The organism is Pseudomonas sp. 32_A, from assembly GCF_017490905.1.
GTDB lineage: Bacteria > Pseudomonadota > Gammaproteobacteria > Pseudomonadales > Pseudomonadaceae > Aquipseudomonas > Aquipseudomonas inefficax.
In genome coordinates this window covers 20778-37977 of the sequence record NZ_JAFGYI010000027.1, presented here as the reverse complement: position 1 = coordinate 37977, position 17200 = coordinate 20778, and the positions used below count along the sequence as shown (strand labels likewise).

The following is a 17200-nucleotide window of genomic DNA, read 5'->3' as shown; positions in this document are numbered from 1 at the left end:
CAGGCAGCACATGAGCCAGCGGCCATGTGTCGCCCCCGATACCAGCATGGCCCCAACCCGCACCAACTCCGCTATCATGCCCAGCACGTTCCACCTCGCGAGTCCGCCATGCGCCGCCTGTTTTTCCTGCTGTTCCTGCTGCTGGCCAGCCCTGTCTTCGCCGCGGGCCTGCTCGACAACCGCCCCAGCGCCACCCTCGGCGCAGCCTCGCTGGCCAACAACGCCGACTTCCTGCCGGTACACGAGGCCTTCAAGCTCAGCCTGGTCCAGGCCGATGCGCAAACCATCAAGCTGCGCTTCGTCGCTACCGACGGCTACTACCTTTACCGGCACCGTTTCCAGTTCCGCACCGAACCGGCCGACATTGCCCTGGGCACACCAAGCATCCCCGAGGGCGAAGCCAAGCACGATGAATTCTTCGGCGATGTCGAGGTGTACCACGGCGTGCTCGATATCGAGCTGCCGCGCAACGACCCGCGTGCCTTCACCCTGCTGGTGGGCTACCAGGGCTGCGCTGACAAAGGCCTGTGCTACCCACCGGAAACCGCACGCCTGAGCATTGATGGCGAAGGCCGCGCAAGCACCCCGGCCAGCGCTGAACACGCCTGGAGCTGGAAGTCGCTGCTGCTGTTCTTCATTGCCGGGGTCGGCCTGACGTTCACCCCCTGCGTGCTGCCGATGCTGCCGATCCTCTCCGGCGTGGTGCTGCGTGGCCAGGCCGGCGGCCTGCGCGGGCTGGCGTTGTCACTGGCCTACGTGCTGCCGATGGCAGCCAGCTTCGCGGTACTCGGAGCCCTGATGGGGTTGTTCGGCGCCGGCCTGAACCTGCAGGCGCGCCTGCAGTCGGCCTGGGTGCTGGTGCCCTTCGCGCTGTTCTTCGTGGTGTTCGCCCTGGCCATGTTCGGCCTGTTCGAACTGAAACTGCCGCAAGCCCTGAACAACCGACTGAACAATGTCGCCAGCCACACCCGAGGCGGCTCGCTGCTGGGCGCGGCAATACTGGGCGTACTCTCCAGCCTGCTGGTTTCGCCCTGTGTGTCGGCGCCGCTGGCCGGTGCGCTGCTGTACATCAGCGCCAGCGGCGATGCTCTGGGTGGCGCACTCAAGCTGTTCGCCCTGGGCCTGGGCATGGGCGCACCATTGCTGCTGGTGGCCACCGGCGGCGCAGCCTGGCTGCCGAAGAGCGGCCCTTGGCTGAACACGGTGAAAAACGCCATCGGCGTCCTGCTGCTGGGCTTGGCCATCGGCTTGCTCAGCCGAGTGCTGCCAGGCCCGCTGACCTTGCTGCTGGTCGGTTTCCTCGCCGCTGGCGTGGCGCTGTTCCTCGGCGCCCTCGAATTCGTGGTCAAGCCCGCGCGCCAGCGCCTGGCCCAACTGCTCGGTCTGGCCCTGCTGGTGTACGCCCTGGCCTGCTGGTACGGCGCCCTCAGCGGCCAGGGCGACCCGCTGCGCCCGCTGCCGCCGGCAACCCTGGTGGCCACCGGCAACGGGCCGGCGGTGCAGGCGGATAGCTGGCAGACCATCATTACCCCCGCCGCACTGGAAGCTGCGTTGGCCCAGGCCAAGGCCGCCGGCCAGCCAGTGCTGCTGGACTGGTACGCCGACTGGTGCATCAGCTGCAAGGTGATCGAACGTGAGGTGCTGACTGCCCCGCAGGTGCAAGCGCAACTGGCCGGCTTCAAACTGCTGCGTTTCGACATCACCGAAAGCAATGCCGAACAACGCAGCCTGCTCGACCGCTACCAGCTGTTCGGCCCACCCGCCCTGTTGTTCTTTGCCGCGAACGGTAGCGAAATAACCGCTGATCGGGTCATTGGCGAGATAAATACCGGTGAATTTGCGCAAACGTTGACACGCGTGCGCGGCAAAGTCGGTCTATAACTTCCCGCGTGCTGTGAAAAAACCTCAAATCAGTGACCGAATTTAAATATTTGGTCACATACTTCGCGCGAACCTCGGACATCGTGCTGGCTATTGCCGGGAACTGGACACTTGCCGTCGCTTTACGGCACACTCGCCGCGCTGTGTCGAATTGCCCTACAAATCCAAGGAATCCGCAGATGGCAACGCTACTGGTGCTTCACGGCCCCAACCTCAACCTGCTCGGTACCCGCGAGCCTGGCCACTACGGCGCCGTGACCCTGGCCCAGATCAACCAGGACCTGGAGCAACGTGCCCGCGCCGCAGGCCACCATCTGCAGTACCTGCAGAGCAATGCCGAATACGAACTGATCGACCGCATTCACGCCGCACGCAACGAGGGTGTGGACTTCATCCTGATCAATCCGGCTGCTTTCACCCATACAAGCGTCGCATTACGTGACGCAATGCTTGCGGTGAGCATCCCATTCATCGAAGTGCATCTGTCCAACGTGCACAAACGCGAACCGTTCCGCCACCACTCCTACTTTTCCGATGTTGCCGTAGGAGTGATCTGCGGCCTGGGCGCCAGCGGTTATCGCCTGGCCCTGGAGTCCGCGCTGGAACAACTGGCTGCCAACGCACAGCCCAAATGATGAAAACCCTGGCCTCAGTGGGCCAGGGTTCGAGAGAAACGTTTCAGATACGTTTTTTTGTATTTCGCCCCCTGACCGAACCTTTGGGAGTTGATGATTAATGGATATCCGTAAAGTCAAGAAACTGATCGAGCTGCTGGAAGAGTCTGGCATCGACGAGCTGGAGATCAAGGAAGGCGAAGAGTCGGTCCGTATCAGCCGTCACAGCAAGACCCCGGCTGCCCAGCAGTTCTACGCACCTGCCCCGATGGCTGCCGCTCCTGCTGCTGCCCCGGTTGCCGCTGCTGCCCCTGCCGCCGAAGCCGCTGCCGCCGCCCCGGCTCTGAAAGGCACCGTGATCCGCTCGCCAATGGTAGGTACCTTCTACCGCAAGCCTTCGCCGACCTCGCCGAACTTCGCTGAAGTTGGCCAGACCGTGAAGAAAGGCGACACCCTGTGCATCGTCGAAGCCATGAAGATGATGAACCACATCGAAGCCGATGTTGGCGGTGTCATCGACGCCATCCTGGTAGAAGACGGCCAGCCGGTTGAGTTCGACCAGCCGCTGTTCACCGTCGTTTGAATCGCGGAGAGCCAACGATGTCTGGGAAGCTCGAAAAAGTCCTGATCGCCAACCGCGGGGAAATTGCCCTGCGGATCCTGCGTGCCTGCAAAGAGCTGGGTATCAAGACAGTCGCCGTGCACTCCACCGCCGACCGTGAACTGATGCACCTGGGGCTGGCAGACGAGTCGGTCTGCATCGGCCCTGCATCGTCCAAGGATTCCTACCTGCATATCCCGGCGATCATCGCTGCCGCCGAAGTGACCGGCGCCACCGCGATTCACCCGGGCTACGGCTTCCTGGCGGAAAACGCCGATTTCGCCGAGCAGGTGGAAAAATCCGGTTTCGCCTTCATCGGCCCGAAAGCCGACACCATTCGCCTGATGGGCGACAAGGTTTCGGCCAAGGACGCGATGATCAAGTCGGGCGTACCGACCGTGCCGGGCTCCGATGGCCCACTGCCGGAAGACGAAGAGGTCGCCCTGGCGATCGCTCGTGACGTCGGCTACCCGGTGATCATCAAGGCCGCCGGTGGCGGTGGTGGTCGCGGCATGCGCGTGGTGCACAAGGAAGAGGACCTGATTGCCTCGGCCAAGCTCACCCGTACCGAAGCCGGCGCCGCCTTCGGCAACCCGATGGTCTACCTGGAGAAGTTCCTGACCAACCCACGCCACGTGGAAGTACAGGTACTGTCCGACGGCCAGGGCAACGCCATCCACCTGGGCGACCGTGACTGCTCGCTGCAGCGCCGTCACCAGAAGGTACTGGAAGAAGCGCCAGCCCCGGGCATCGACGAAAAAGCCCGTCAGGAAGTGTTCAAGCGCTGCGTCGATGCGTGCATCGAGATCGGCTACCGTGGTGCGGGTACTTTCGAGTTCCTGTACGAGAACGGCCGCTTCTACTTCATCGAGATGAACACCCGCGTGCAGGTTGAGCACCCGGTGTCGGAGATGGTGACCGGTATCGACATCGTCAAGGAGATGCTGAGCATCGCCGCTGGCAACAAGCTGTCGTTCCGCCAGGAAGACGTGGTCATCCGTGGCCATGCGCTGGAATGCCGTATCAACGCCGAAGACCCGAAGAAGTTCATCCCGAGCCCAGGCAAGGTGAAGCACTTCCACGCCCCGGGCGGCAACGGCGTACGTGTGGATTCGCACCTGTACAGCGGTTACTCGGTTCCGCCGAACTACGACTCGCTGATCGGCAAGCTGATCACCTACGGCAAGGACCGCGACGAAGCCATGGCGCGCATGCGCAATGCCTTGGACGAGATCGTCGTCGACGGCATCAAGACCAACATCCCGCTGCACCGCGACCTGGTGCGTGATGAAGGTTTCTGCAAAGGCGGCGTCAACATTCACTACCTCGAGCACAAACTGGCTAACGAAGAGTGATCGAGTAGTGTGATGTACCGAAAACCCCGGACTTGTGCCGGGGTTTTTTATTGCCTGCCAGGGCCTCGTCGCGGTCCTACAGGATGCATGCTGCCCTTGAGGTTTGTGCGGTAGCTGTGGGAGCGGGTTTACCCGCGAAGAATGCGACGCGGTGCATGGCACCGGCTTCGCCGGTGTTCGCGGGTGAACCCGCTCCCACAGGTATCGCGCATACCTCAGGAGCGACGCCGTTCTTGTAGGAGCGGCCTTGTGTCGCGAAAGGGGCGCACAGCGCCCCCAGGGCCCTACCCCTTCATCCGCGGCATCTCGATGTGATGCTCATGCACCCGCCGGTACAAGGTCGCCCGCGAGATCCCCAGAGCCCGCGCCGCATCAGCCGGCTTCCAGCGATGGCGGATCAGCGCATCCAGCAACAACTGCCGGGCCGGACAAGACGTGCTGCTTTCAGCCGAAGCGACCACCTCGCCGCGTACTTCCTGCGGCAGGTCCTGCACCTGCACCCGACCGCCCTCACTCACCGCACAGGCATAGCGCAACACCTGCCGCAGCTGGCGCAAATTCCCCGGCCAGCGATAAACCAGCAGCGCCTGCAGCGCATCATCCGCCAACACCACCTCGACCCCGCAGGCATCTGCCTCTTCGGCCAGCAACTGGTGAATCAACCCCAGGCGGTCCTCTCGCTCGCGCAGCGGTGGCAACTCGAAGCGGGCATTGGCCAGGCGGAAGTACAAATCCTCACGAAAACGCCCATCCTCCACCATCGCCGACAAATCGCGATGGGTCGCGCAAATCACCTGGATATTCACTCGCTCCCGCCGCGCCGCGCCCAGCGGCGCCACTTCACCCTCGGCCAGCACACGCAGCAACCTGGTTTGCAGGTTCAGCGGCATGTCACCGATTTCGTCGAGGAACAGCGTGCCGCCATCGGCCTGCTGCAACAGCCCCTGCATACCTTTGCTGGAAGCCCCGGTGAAAGCACCGGCCACATAGCCGAACAGTTCACTCTCGATCAGGCTTTCCGGGATGGCCGCGCAGTTCAGGGTGACGAACGGGCCATCGCGACGCAGGCTTTGCTGATGCAGCTGGCGGGCGAACACCTCTTTGCCAGCCCCCGTCTCGCCTTGCACCAGCACCGCCAGGTTGCAGTCCTTGACCCGCGTGGCCAAGCGCAGATGCTGCTCGATGCGGGCGTCCTGGGCCTGACGCAACGGCTGCGCACGCTGGCGCTGGCTGGGTGCACTGACCCGGCCGTACAGCCCACCCAGGCCCGGCAGGCGTTGAGCGGACGATGCATTCACGCGGCGCAGCTGGTCCATGTCGAACAGTTCGCCAATGTGCTCGGGCAAACGCCCCAGGTGCTCCACCAGGCGCTGCCGAGCCAGGCTGTTGATCGCCTGCAGGCGGCCATCAGCGTCCCAGGCCAGCAGGTAGTCGGGCTGGCTTTCCACATAGCCCGGCGTGCCATGAGCACGCATCACCCAATGGCCCTGGGCACTGTGCATGAAGAAGGCATTTTCGATCTCGCGAGCAGTCTGCTCGACCAGTTGGCGGATCAGGTGCTGGCTGCGGCGGTCATCCGGCGATTGCAAGGCCGAGACATCCACCACGCCCAGCAACTCGCCCAACGGGTCGAACACCGGTGCCGCCGTACAGGTCAGGCCAATGAACGCAGCGCGGAAGTGATCGCGCTTGTGCACCGTGACCGGCGCTTTGCTGGTCAACACCGCCGCCACGCCGCAGGTGCCCTCCTCGCCCTCCGACCAGCAGGTGCCCAGGTACAACCCGGCCTTGCGGCAGTCGTTGCGGATGGCCGACTCGACCCGGTAATCGATGGTGCGCCCCAGGGCATCGGTAAGCAGCACGCAGTAATCGGCACCGCGTACCCGCTCATGCAGGCGGGCCACGGCATCGCTGGCGATGCGCAGGAACAGTTCGGCGCGTTCGCGGCATTCGTTGAGCAGGCTTTGAGACAGGATGCGCGGCCCCTGCTGGGAACCGGGGTCGAGGCGGTACAGCTCCATGGAACGGCGCCATGAATCGAGGATCAGCGGCGGCACCGGCGCCTGCGGCAGGCGGTCGGCATTCTTCAGCACCCTGCTGACACAGTCGACATGGGCTCGGGAGTTCGCGGCAAGCATTCGGGCCCTCCGGTTCTCGTTGCTGTTTTTATCGTTGTCCGGCCATTAAGCGCCTCCTGGCATGCCTCGACAAGCACTGCGTGATTACCGGGCGGCTTGAGACGCAGCGTCTCAGCGTCTCGGTCATGCCGGCCCGGCGTTGGCACCCGGCGTCTCGCCGGCGCCGCCCTGGCTGCGCGCCTGAATGCCAACCAACCCCTCTAACGCGCCATTTTCGGCCACCCGAAAGAAAGCTGGCACCGGGCTTGCTCCTGCCTTGGCAAACAAGAATACGAGGTGCGCCATGCCGCTGCCCGCCCCGACCGTCGGGATCATTGCCAACCCTGCCTCTGGCCGCGACCTGCGCCGCCTGACCGCCAATGCCGGGCTCTATTCGAGCACCGACAAGGCCTCGGCGATCCAGCGCCTGCTGGCCGCCTTCGGTGCCACCGGCATCGGCCAGGTGCTGCTGCCCAGCGACATGACCGGCATTGCCGCCGCCGTGCTCAAGGCCGGCCAGGGCCCGATCGCCCGTGACCAGCACTGGCCAGCCATCGAGATACTTGACCTGCCGCTGACCCAGACTGTTGCCGATACCCGCCTGGCCACCCGCCTCATGGTCGAGCGCGGTGTGGCGATGATCGCCGTGCTCGGTGGCGACGGCACCCACAAGGCAGTCGCCGCCGAGGCCGGTGACGTACCGCTGCTGACCTTGTCCACCGGCACCAACAATGCCTTCCCCGAACTGCGCGAAGCCACCAGTGCCGGCCTGGCTGGCGGCCTGCTTGCCAGCGGCCGGGTACCGGCCAGCATCGGCCTGCGCCGCAACAAGCGCTTGCTGGTTAAGGTGCCCGAACAACATCTTGCCGAATGGGCCCTGGTGGAGGTGGCGGTGTCGCCCCAACGCTTCATCGGCGCTCGGGCCCTTAGCCGCAGCGAGGACCTTTGCGAAGTCTTCGCCTGTTTCGCCGAACCCCATGCCATCGGCCTGTCGGCCCTGTGCGGCCTGTGGTGCCCGGTGTCGCGCCAGGACCCGCACGGCGCCTGGGTACGCCTGAACCCCGGTGCCGAACAAGCACTGTTGGCACCGCTGGCACCCGGCCTGCTGCAAGGCTGCGGCATCACCGCCAGCGGCCCGCTGACGCCTGGCGTTGCCCATCGCCTGAGCCTGGCCAGCGGCACGCTGGCGCTGGACGGTGAACGCGAAATCGAATTCGCCGAACACGACACCCCCACCATCACCCTCGACCACCAAGGCCCGTTGAGCGTGGACGTCGAGGCCGTGCTGGCGCATGCCGCTCGCCATCACCTGCTGGCGGTACCTCGCGGCCACCGGTTGCACCCTGCAAACCCGTGTTGAGACAACCCTGGAGAACAACAAGATGTCCAATCAACTCAGTACCGAACAATTGCTGCATGCCTATGAAGTGATGCGCACCATCCGCGCCTTCGAAGAACGCCTGCACGTGGAGTTCGCCACCGGCGAGATCCCCGGCTTCGTCCACCTGTATGCCGGCGAAGAAGCTTCCGCCGCCGGGGTCATGGCCCACCTGCGTGACAGCGACTGCATCGCCTCGACCCACCGCGGTCATGGACACTGCATCGCCAAGGGCGTGGATGTGTACGGCATGATGGCCGAAATCTACGGCAAGAAGACCGGCGTGTGCGGGGGCAAAGGCGGCTCGATGCATATTGCCGACCTGGAAAAAGGCATGCTCGGCGCCAACGGCATCGTCGGTGCCGGTGCCCCCCTGGTGGCCGGGGCCGCACTTGCAGCCAAGATCAAGGGGCGTGACGACGTGTCGGTGGCCTTCTTCGGCGATGGCGCTTCCAACGAAGGCGCGGTGTTCGAAGCCATGAACATGGCGTCGATCATGAACCTGCCGTGCATCTTCGTCGCCGAGAACAACGGTTACGCCGAAGCCACCGCCTCGACCTGGTCGGTGGCCTGCGACCATATCGCCGACCGCGCTGCAGGTTTCGGCATGCCCGGGGTCACTATCGACGGTTTCGACTTCTTTGCCGTGTACGAGGCCGCCGGCGCTGCCATCGAACGCGCACGCTCCGGGCAAGGCCCGTCGCTGATCGAGGTCAAGCTCAGCCGCTATTACGGCCATTTCGAAGGCGATGCACAAACCTACCGCGCCCCTGATGAAGTGAAGAACCTGCGTGAATCCCGCGACTGCCTCATGCAGTTCCGCAACAAGACCACCCGCGCCGGCCTGCTCACGGCTGCGCAACTGGACGCCATCGATGCCCGCGTAGAGGACCTGATCGAAGACGCCGTGCGCCGCGCCAAGTCCGATCCCAAGCCACAGCCCGCCGACCTGCTCACCGACGTCTACGTCGCCTACCCCTGAGCCGCGGATTACAAGAACAACAGGAGAACCACCATGGCAAGAAAGATCAGCTACCAGCAGGCCATCAACGAAGCCCTGGCCCAGGAAATGCGCCGCGACAACACGGTGTTCATCATTGGCGAAGACGTTGCCGGCGGCGCCGGTGCCCCTGGCGAAGATGACGCCTGGGGTGGCGTGCTGGGCGTGACCAAGGGCCTTTACCACCAGTTCCCGGGGCGTGTACTCGACGCGCCGCTGTCGGAAATCGGCTACGTCGGCGCCGCCGTCGGCGCTGCCACCCAGGGCCTGCGCCCGGTGTGCGAGCTGATGTTCGTCGACTTCGCCGGCTGCTGTCTGGACCAGATCCTCAACCAGGCCGCCAAATTCCGCTACATGTTCGGCGGCAAGGCGGTCACCCCCTTGGTGATGCGCACCATGTACGGTGCCGGCCTGCGCGCGGCGGCCCAGCACTCGCAGATGCTCACCTCGCTGTGGACGCACATTCCCGGCCTGAAGGTGGTGTGCCCCTCCTCGCCGTACGATGCCAAGGGCCTGTTGATCCAGGCCATACGCGACAACGACCCGGTGATCTTCTGCGAGCACAAGCTGTTGTACAGCATGCAAGGCGAGGTGCCGGAAGAGGTCTACACCGTGCCGTTCGGTGAAGCCAACTTCCTGCGCGATGGTGACGATGTGACCCTGGTTACCTATGGCCGCATGGTGCATGTGGCGCTGGAAGCAGCCAACAACCTGGCCCGCCAGGGTATCGACTGCGAAGTGCTGGACCTGCGCACCACCAGCCCGCTGGATGAGGACAGTATCCTGGAAAGCGTGGGAAAGACCGGCCGCCTGGTGGTGATCGACGAAGCCAACCCGCGTTGCTCCATGGCCACCGACATCAGCGCGCTGGTGGCACAGAAGGCCTTCGGCGCGCTCAGGGGCCCGATCGAAATGGTCACCGCCCCGCATACTCCTGTGCCGTTCTCCGATGCCCTGGAAGACCTGTACATCCCCGACGCGGCAAAGATCGAGGCTGCGGTACGCAAAGTGATCGAAGCCGCAAGGAGTGCCGCATGAGCCAGATCCATACCCTGACCATGCCCAAGTGGGGCCTGTCGATGACCGAAGGCCGGGTGGACACCTGGCTCAAGCAGGAAGGTGACGAAATCAACAAGGGCGACGAGGTGCTGGACGTCGAGACCGACAAGATCAGCAGCAGCGTCGAAGCCCCGTTCAGCGGTGTGCTGCGTCGCCAGGTGGCCAAACCGGATGAAACCCTGCCGGTCGGTGCGCTGCTGGCGGTGGTGGTGGAAGGTGAAGCCGAAGAAGCTGAAATCGATGCCGTGGTGCAGCGTTTCCAGGCCGAGTTCGTCGCCGAAGGTGGTGCCGACCAGGCCCAAGGCCCAGCCCCGCAGAAGGCGGAAGTGGGCGGTCGCCTGCTGCGCTGGTTCGAACTGGGCGAAGGCGGAACGCCGCTGGTGCTGGTGCACGGTTTTGGTGGCGACCTGAACAACTGGCTGTTCAACCACCCGGCACTGGCTGCTGAACGACGGGTAATCGCCCTCGATCTGCCGGGCCATGGCGAGTCGGCCAAGGCCCTGCAACGAGGGGACCTGGATGAGTTGAGCGAAACCGTGCTGGCCCTGCTCGACCACCTGGATATCGCCAAGGCCCACCTGGCCGGCCACTCCATGGGTGGCGCGGTCAGCCTGAACGTGGCGCGCCTGGCACCGCAGCGGGTTGCCAGCCTGAGCCTGGTGGCCAGTGCCGGGTTGGGCGAGGCGATCAACGGGCAGTACCTGCAAGGCTTCGTCGCTGCCGCCAACCGCAATGCCCTCAAGCCGCAGATGGTGCAACTGTTTGCCGACCCGGCACTGGTCACCCGGCAGATGCTGGAGGACATGCTCAAGTTCAAGCGCCTGGAAGGGGTAGACGATGCGTTGCGACTGCTGGCATCGGCCATCGCCGACGGCGACCGGCAGCGCCATGACCTGCGCGGGGTACTGGGGCAACACCCGGCCCTGGTGGTGTGGGGCGGCAAGGACGCGATCATCCCGGCCAGCCATGCCGAAGCGCTGGAGGCTGAGGTGCTGGTGCTGCCCGAGGCTGGGCACATGGTGCAGATGGAGGCGGCCGAACAGGTCAACCAGCAACTGCTCGCGTTCCTGCGCAAGCACTAAGCCCTTTCCGTGAGCCTGGAGAACAACAATGAATGACCTGAGCCACACCCACATGCGCGCCGCCGTCTGGCATGGCCGCAATGACATTCGCGTCGAACAGGTGCCCCTGCCGGCCGACCCTGCGCCCGGATGGGTGCAGATCAAGGTGGACTGGTGCGGCATCTGCGGCTCCGACCTGCACGAATACGTCGCCGGCCCGGTATTCATCCCGGTAGAGGCACCACACCCGCTGACCGGCATCCAGGGCCAGTGCATCCTCGGCCACGAGTTCTGCGGTCAAATTGCCAAGCTGGGTGAAGGCGTGCAAGGTTTTGCCGTCGGTGACCCGGTGGCTGCGGACGCCTGCCAGCATTGCGGCACTTGCTACTACTGCACCCACGGCCTGTACAACATCTGCGAGCGCCTGGCCTTCACCGGCCTGATGAACAACGGCGCCTTTGCCGAACTGGTCAACGTGCCCGCCAACCTGCTGTACAAGCTGCCGCAGGGGTTTCCGGCGGAGGCCGGGGCGCTGATCGAGCCGCTGGCAGTGGGCATGCATGCGGTAAAGAAGGCCGGCAGCCTGCTTGGCCAGACAGTGGTGGTGGTCGGTGCCGGCACTATCGGCTTGTGCACCATCATGTGTGCCAAGGCGGCTGGCGCGGCGCAGGTGATCGCCCTCGAAATGTCCTCGGCGCGCAAGGCCAAGGCCAAAGAGGTGGGCGCCAGCGTGGTGCTCGACCCCAGCCAGTGCGACGCCCTGGCGGAAATCCGCAAGCTGACTGCCGGGCTGGGGGCGGATGTAAGTTTTGAATGCATCGGCAACAAGCACACGGCCAAGCTGGCCATCGACACCATCCGCAAGGCCGGCAAGTGCGTGCTGGTGGGGATATTCGAGGAGCCTAGCGAGTTCAACTTCTTCGAGCTGGTTTCCACCGAAAAGCAGGTACTGGGGGCGTTGGCCTACAACGGCGAGTTCGCCGATGTGATCGCTTTCATCGCTGACGGCAGGCTGGACATTCGCCCGCTGGTGACCGGGCGGATCGGGCTGGAGCAGATTGTCGAGCTGGGCTTCGAGGAATTGGTCAACAACAAGGAGGAGAATGTAAAGATCATCGTTTCGCCGGGCGTGCGCTGAGCCGCACAGGCAGCGCACAACCCTGTGGGAGCGGGCGCGCCCGCGAAGCAGGCAACTCGGTGCATGGCACCGGCTTCGCCAGTGTTCGCGGCTAAAGCCGCTCCCACAGGTATTGCGCAAAGCTGAAGTCCCACAAGGATCGCGTTCGCTGTTTCAGGATCCCATTCTGCGGCATACTCGGCAAACCTATTGCCCGGTTCTCGCCATGCGTCCACTGCTCCCCATCACCCTGGTCCTGCTGCTCGCCGCCTGCGGCGATGGCGAATCGCTGCTCCCGCCGGACGCGCGCCTGCCTGACGGCGGGCGGTACCGGGGGCAGGTGGTCGATGGCCTGCTGCAAGGCGAGGGGCGGATCGACTACCCCAACGGCAGCTGGTACGCCGGTACGTTCAAGGACGGCCAATGGCACGGCCAGGGAGAATGGCACGGCCGCAACGGCGAGGTGTACCGCGGCCAGTTCGCCGCAGGGCTGTTCCAGGGGCTGGGTGAGCTGACCACCCCAGGCAGCCACTATGCCGGCACCTTCAGCCACGGCCGCCGCGACGGCGAAGGCACCCTCAAGCAAGCCGACCAGACCTACCGCGGCCAGTTCAAGGACGACCTGTACGAAGGCGCCGGCGAGCTGGAGCTGGCAGACGGCAGCCGCTACCAGGGCCTGTTCGCCAAGGGCAAGCCCAACGGTGCCGGGGTGCGCAGCGATGCCAGCGGCAACCAGTTCAGCGGCCACTTCATCAATGGCCAGCTGGAAGGCAGCGGCACCTACGACAGCGTCGACGGCGAGCAATACATCGGCGAGTTCAAGGACAACCGCCTCGAAGGCCGTGGCCGCTACGAAAATGCCGATGGTGATGTGTGGATCGGCGAATTCAAGGACGGCTCGCTGGTCGGCGAAGGCGAACTGCTGGGCAGCGATGGCAGCCACTACAAGGGCACCTTCGCCGACTGGCGCCTGTCGGGCCAGGGCAGCCTGCAGCTGGCAGACGGCAGCAAATACATCGGTGGCTTCCTCAACGATGCCTACCACGGTCAGGGCCGGCTGATTCTGGCCAACGGTAAGGTCGAAAGCGGCACCTGGAGCAACGGCGTGCGCGTGCGCGACCAGAACGGCAAGCTGTTGCCCGACCCGCTGGACCTGGCGTTGCTCAACCAGGGCCGTTTGCTCGACGAAGCGCTGGCCCGGGTACCGCGCTCGGCGCCACCGGTCCAGTTGTACAGCCTGGTAGTGGCCGGCGATGGCCAGCAGAGCGTGTTCCTGCGCGAAGCCGATTACGTCAGCAACATGCTCAAGGTACGCTTTGGCGCCCGCGGCCAAGTGACCTTGGTCAACCACCGCGACCACATGACCACCCGCCCCATGGCCACGCGTGAAAACCTTACTCGCGCCGCCCGCACTCTGGCCGAGCGCAGCGGCCCCGAAGACCTGGTGTTCATCTACCTCACCAGCCATGGCAGCCACGACCATCAGCTGGTGTTCGACCAGCCGCGCCTGCAGCTGGCCGACCTGTCCGCCGACGAACTGGCCAGTGCCCTGGCGCCGCTGAAGGACCGCGACAAGGTCATTGTCATATCCGCGTGCTATTCCGGGGGCTATATCGCCCCGCTCAAGGATGAGCGCACGCTGATCATGACCGCCGCCCGGGCCGACCGCGTGTCCTTCGGTTGCTCTGAAGAAGCCGACTTCACCTACTTTGGCGACGCCCTGTTCGCCGAAGCGCTGAATCAGACCGACGACCTTAAACAAGCGTTTGAACTGGCGCGCGCCAGCGTTGCCGAAAGAGAACAAAGGGAAGGTTTCGAGGCCTCCGAACCGCAGCTGTGGGCGCCGCCAAGCGTGCTGGAGCACTGGCAGCACCTGCGCCGGCAACAGGCCGAAGAAGCATTGCGTAACGCCGCACAGGCCGATGTGGGGGAACAGGCGCAAACGCCACCCAGCCACTAAGCTTGTGTGTAACAAGGGAGAGACATCATGTATTTGACGCCTCAGCATGTCCTGCTTGCCGGTGCCACGGGTCTGACAGGTGAACACCTGCTCGACCGCCTGCTCAACGAGCCCACCATCACCCGCGTCCTGGCGCCTACCCGCCGGCCACTGGCCGAGCACCCGCACCTGGAAAATCCGGTGGGTGACCCGGCGGTATTCCTGCCGCAGCTGGCCGGGCGGGTCGATATCGCCTATTGCTGCCTGGGTACCACGCTGAAGCAGGCTGGCTCCGAATCGGCTTTCCGCGCGGTGGATCTGGACATGGTCGTGGCATTCAGCAAGCGGGCCCGGGAGTTGGGCGCGCGGCATCTGCTGGTGGTCAGTGCGTTGGGCGCCGACCCGAAATCATCGATTTTCTACAACCGGGTCAAGGGCGAGATGGAAGAGGCACTCAAGGCGCAGGATTGGCCGCAGCTGACCATCGTGCGGCCGTCGTTGTTGCTGGGCGAACGGATTCAGCCACGGCTCAGTGAACGGCTGGCTTCGCCGTTTGCCAAGCTGATACCTGGGAAATATCGGGGGATCGAGGCTTGTACACTGGCCCGGGCGCTGTGGCGGCTGGCGCTGGAGGAAGAGGACGGGGTGCGGATTGTGGAGTCGGATGAGTTGCGCAGGTTGGGCAAGAAGTAGGCTTTACCTGCCAGGGCCTCTTCGCGGGTAAACCCGCTCCCACAGGAGTTGCACCGATCTCAGGCCTGGTGCAGTACCTGTGGGAGCGGGTTTACCCGCGAAAGGGCCCTTACAGGCCACCGGTGGCCTGGAAGCCTACACCGGCTGCCGTGAGCAACGACAACGGCAGCAACAGAGTATCGAGCAACATGCTCCCCGGCAGGTCCAGCCCCGGATACGCCGGTGCATCAGCCCCATAATGATCCCGCGGGCAGCAGCCGCCATTGATCACATACAAGTCCAACCGGGTACCGGCATATACCACTGGCGCCCCAGGCTTGTTGGCATCCAGCGTGCGCACAGTGGCGCAGCCACCGAGCACCACCAGCGCCAGCAAGCCCGCCAGCGCTCGCTTCAATCATCCACCCCGAAGTGGTGCTCACCCCAGCGCGGCAACATGTCCTGGGGAATGTTCAGCAGGTTGAGAATGCGCGCCACCACGAAGTCGACCAGATCGTCGATGGTCTGCGGCTGGTGGTAAAAGCCGGGCGCCGCCGGCAGGATCACCGCGCCCATCTGCGACAGCTTGAGCATGTTTTCCAGGTGGATGGTGGAGAACGGCGCCTCGCGCGGCACCAGGATCAACTGGCGACGCTCTTTGAGGGTAACGTCGGCAGCACGTTCGATCAGGTTGTTGCAGGCACCGGTGGCAATCGCCGACAAGGTGCCGGTGGAACAGGGCACCACCACCATCGCCGCCGGAGCGCCGGAGCCCGAGGCCACCGGCGACATCCAGTCTTCCTTGCCATACACGCGGATCTGCCCGTCGGCAGCGCCGGTATATTCGGTGAGGAAGGCCTGCATCGCCTGTGGCTTGGCCGGCAGCACCACGTCGGTCTCCGTGGCCATCACCAGTTGCGCGGCCTTGGAGATCAGGAAGTGCACTTCGCGGTCCTCACGCACCAGGCAGTCGAGCAGGCGCAGGCCATACTGGGCGCCAGAGGCGCCCGTCATGGCCAGGGTGATGCGTTCCGGCCCGCTCACTTCAGTGCCTCGGCCAGCTTGCCGTGCAGGCCGCCGAAGCCGCCGTTGCTCATGATCACTACATGGGTGCCTGGGCGGGCCTGGCCCTTGACCCGCTCGATGATCGCTTCGAGGCTGTCGGCCACCACGCTGGGCACTTTGCATTGCGCGGCGGTGGCAGCCAGGTCCCAGCCAAGGTTGGCCGGGGCGTACCAGATCACCTGGTCGGCGTCGTTGACGCTTTCCGGCAGGCCATCGCGGTGGGCACCGAGTTTCATCGAGTTGGAGCGCGGCTCGATCACGGCGATCACCGGGGCCTCGCCGACGCGCTTGCGCAGGCCGTCGAGGGTAGTGGCAATGGCGGTCGGGTGGTGGGCGAAGTCATCGTAGATGGTCACGCCCTGCACTTCGGCAACCTTCTCCATGCGCCGCTTGACGCTCTTGAAGGCGCTCAGGCCTTCGATGCCCATGGCAGGCACAACGCCTACATGACGCGCCGCTGCCAGGGTGGCCAGGGCGTTGGCGACGTTGTGCTGGCCAGTGAGTGCCCAATCCACCACGCCCTGCGCTTCGCCGTCGAACAGCACTTCGAAGCGCGAGCCGTCAGGGCTGAGCAGGCGAGCTTTCCACTGGCCACCTGCGCCGGTGGTTTGCACCGGGGTCCAGCAACCCATGCCGATCACCCGTTCCAGCGCCTGCTCGGTGGTGGGGTGGATGACCAGGCCTTCGCTGGGGATGGTGCGCACCAGGTGGTGGAACTGCCGCTCGATCGAGGCCAGGTCGGGGAAGATGTCCGCATGGTCGAACTCAAGGTTGTTGAGAATCGCCGTGCGCGGGTGGTAGTGGACGAACTTCGAGCGCTTGTCGAAGAAGGCGCTGTCGTACTCGTCGGCTTCGACCACGAAGAACGGCGTATCGCCCAGGCGCGCCGAAACCGAGAAGTTCTGCGGTACACCGCCGATCAGGAAGCCCGGGCTCATGCCGGCATGTTCCAGCACCCAGGCCAGCATGCTGCTGGTAGTGGTCTTGCCGTGGGTACCGGCAACGGCCAGCACCCAGCGGCCCTGCAACACGTGGTCGGCCAGCCACTGCGGGCCGGAAACATAAGGCAGGCCCTTGTTCAGCACGTACTCTACCGCCGGGTTGCCACGCGACATGGCGTTGCCGATGACCACCAGGTCTGGCGCCGGGTCCAGCTGGGCCGGGTCATAGCCTTGGGTCAGCTCGATGCCCTGGGCTTCGAGCTGGGTGCTCATCGGGGGATAGACGTTGGCGTCCGAGCCGGTGACGCGGTGGCCAAGTTCCTTGGCCAGCACCGCCAGCGAGCCCATGAAAGTGCCGCAAATACCGAGAATGTGAATATGCATGGTCGACCTCGCAAAA

15 protein-coding genes are annotated in these 17200 nt (G+C 64.7%); 11 read left to right on the top strand and 4 right to left on the bottom strand.

The window, feature by feature from the left end; translation table 11 throughout:
• Nucleotides 1-108: 108 nt before the first annotated feature.
• From J5M58_RS17160 to accC, 4 genes are all read left to right on the top strand, one after another.
• Nucleotides 109-1881 (top strand): protein-disulfide reductase DsbD, encoded by a 1773-nt coding sequence (locus J5M58_RS17160; RefSeq protein ID WP_112254133.1) that lies wholly within the window; start codon nucleotides 109-111, stop codon nucleotides 1879-1881.
• A gap of 179 nt (nucleotides 1882-2060) precedes the next feature.
• On the top strand, nucleotides 2061-2516 hold the full coding sequence (aroQ, locus tag J5M58_RS17155; RefSeq protein WP_207878844.1) for a type II 3-dehydroquinate dehydratase: 456 nt from the start codon (nucleotides 2061-2063) through the stop codon (nucleotides 2514-2516).
• A gap of 100 nt (nucleotides 2517-2616) precedes the next feature.
• Nucleotides 2617-3078: an acetyl-CoA carboxylase biotin carboxyl carrier protein gene (accB, locus tag J5M58_RS17150; protein WP_112254132.1), complete on the top strand. Its 462-nt coding sequence runs from the start codon at nucleotides 2617-2619 to the stop codon at nucleotides 3076-3078.
• A gap of 17 nt (nucleotides 3079-3095) precedes the next feature.
• Nucleotides 3096-4451, top strand: a complete 1356-nt coding sequence (gene accC / locus J5M58_RS17145) for an acetyl-CoA carboxylase biotin carboxylase subunit (protein WP_112254131.1) — start codon at nucleotides 3096-3098, stop codon at nucleotides 4449-4451.
• Nucleotides 4452-4735: 284 nt separating this feature from the next.
• Here accC and J5M58_RS17140 read toward each other — a convergent pair whose 3' ends face one another.
• Nucleotides 4736-6589, bottom strand: coding sequence for a sigma-54-dependent Fis family transcriptional regulator (locus tag J5M58_RS17140; protein ID WP_207878842.1), 1854 nt, complete (start codon nucleotides 6587-6589; stop codon nucleotides 4736-4738).
• A gap of 283 nt (nucleotides 6590-6872) precedes the next feature.
• On the opposite strand from J5M58_RS17140, the gene J5M58_RS17135 reads away from it, so the two are divergent.
• The 7 genes from J5M58_RS17135 (at nucleotide 6873) to J5M58_RS17105 (ending at nucleotide 14815) form a co-directional block, all read left to right on the top strand.
• Nucleotides 6873-7928, top strand: coding sequence for an ATP-NAD kinase family protein (locus tag J5M58_RS17135; RefSeq protein WP_207878840.1), 1056 nt, complete (start codon nucleotides 6873-6875; stop codon nucleotides 7926-7928).
• 22 nt (nucleotides 7929-7950) lie between these two features.
• Nucleotides 7951-8928: a thiamine pyrophosphate-dependent dehydrogenase E1 component subunit alpha gene (locus J5M58_RS17130; protein WP_015268810.1), complete on the top strand. Its 978-nt coding sequence runs from the start codon at nucleotides 7951-7953 to the stop codon at nucleotides 8926-8928.
• Between the two features lie 33 nt (nucleotides 8929-8961).
• Entirely contained in the window at nucleotides 8962-9984 is a 1023-nt protein-coding gene (locus tag J5M58_RS17125; RefSeq protein ID WP_112254126.1) for an alpha-ketoacid dehydrogenase subunit beta, read from the top strand.
• Nucleotides 9981-11087 (top strand): acetoin dehydrogenase dihydrolipoyllysine-residue acetyltransferase subunit, encoded by a 1107-nt coding sequence (locus tag J5M58_RS17120; RefSeq protein WP_207878838.1) that lies wholly within the window; start codon nucleotides 9981-9983, stop codon nucleotides 11085-11087. The genes J5M58_RS17125 and J5M58_RS17120 overlap by 4 nt, the downstream gene beginning before the upstream one ends.
• Before the next feature lie 52 nt (nucleotides 11088-11139).
• Nucleotides 11140-12204, top strand: a complete 1065-nt coding sequence (locus J5M58_RS17115) for a 2,3-butanediol dehydrogenase (RefSeq protein WP_243432387.1) — start codon at nucleotides 11140-11142, stop codon at nucleotides 12202-12204.
• 205 nt (nucleotides 12205-12409) lie between these two features.
• Nucleotides 12410-14143, top strand: coding sequence for a C13 family peptidase (locus tag J5M58_RS17110; protein WP_207878836.1), 1734 nt, complete (start codon nucleotides 12410-12412; stop codon nucleotides 14141-14143).
• Between the two features lie 27 nt (nucleotides 14144-14170).
• Nucleotides 14171-14815, top strand: a complete 645-nt coding sequence (locus tag J5M58_RS17105) for an oxidoreductase (RefSeq protein WP_112254122.1) — start codon at nucleotides 14171-14173, stop codon at nucleotides 14813-14815.
• A gap of 109 nt (nucleotides 14816-14924) precedes the next feature.
• Here the strand turns inward: J5M58_RS17105 and J5M58_RS17100 are convergent, their stop codons facing one another.
• From J5M58_RS17100 to mpl, 3 genes are read right to left on the bottom strand one after another with little or no spacing between them, the layout of a single operon-like run.
• Nucleotides 14925-15212, bottom strand: coding sequence for a YceK/YidQ family lipoprotein (locus J5M58_RS17100; RefSeq protein WP_112254121.1), 288 nt, complete (start codon nucleotides 15210-15212; stop codon nucleotides 14925-14927).
• Entirely contained in the window at nucleotides 15209-15838 is a 630-nt protein-coding gene (gene ubiX, locus J5M58_RS17095) for a flavin prenyltransferase UbiX (RefSeq protein WP_013970698.1), read from the bottom strand. Before ubiX ends, J5M58_RS17100 begins: the two co-directional genes overlap by 4 nt.
• Nucleotides 15835-17184: a UDP-N-acetylmuramate:L-alanyl-gamma-D-glutamyl-meso-diaminopimelate ligase gene (gene mpl, locus J5M58_RS17090; RefSeq protein ID WP_207878834.1), complete on the bottom strand. Its 1350-nt coding sequence runs from the start codon at nucleotides 17182-17184 to the stop codon at nucleotides 15835-15837. Before mpl ends, ubiX begins: the two co-directional genes overlap by 4 nt.
• Nucleotides 17185-17200: the final 16 nt, after the last annotated feature.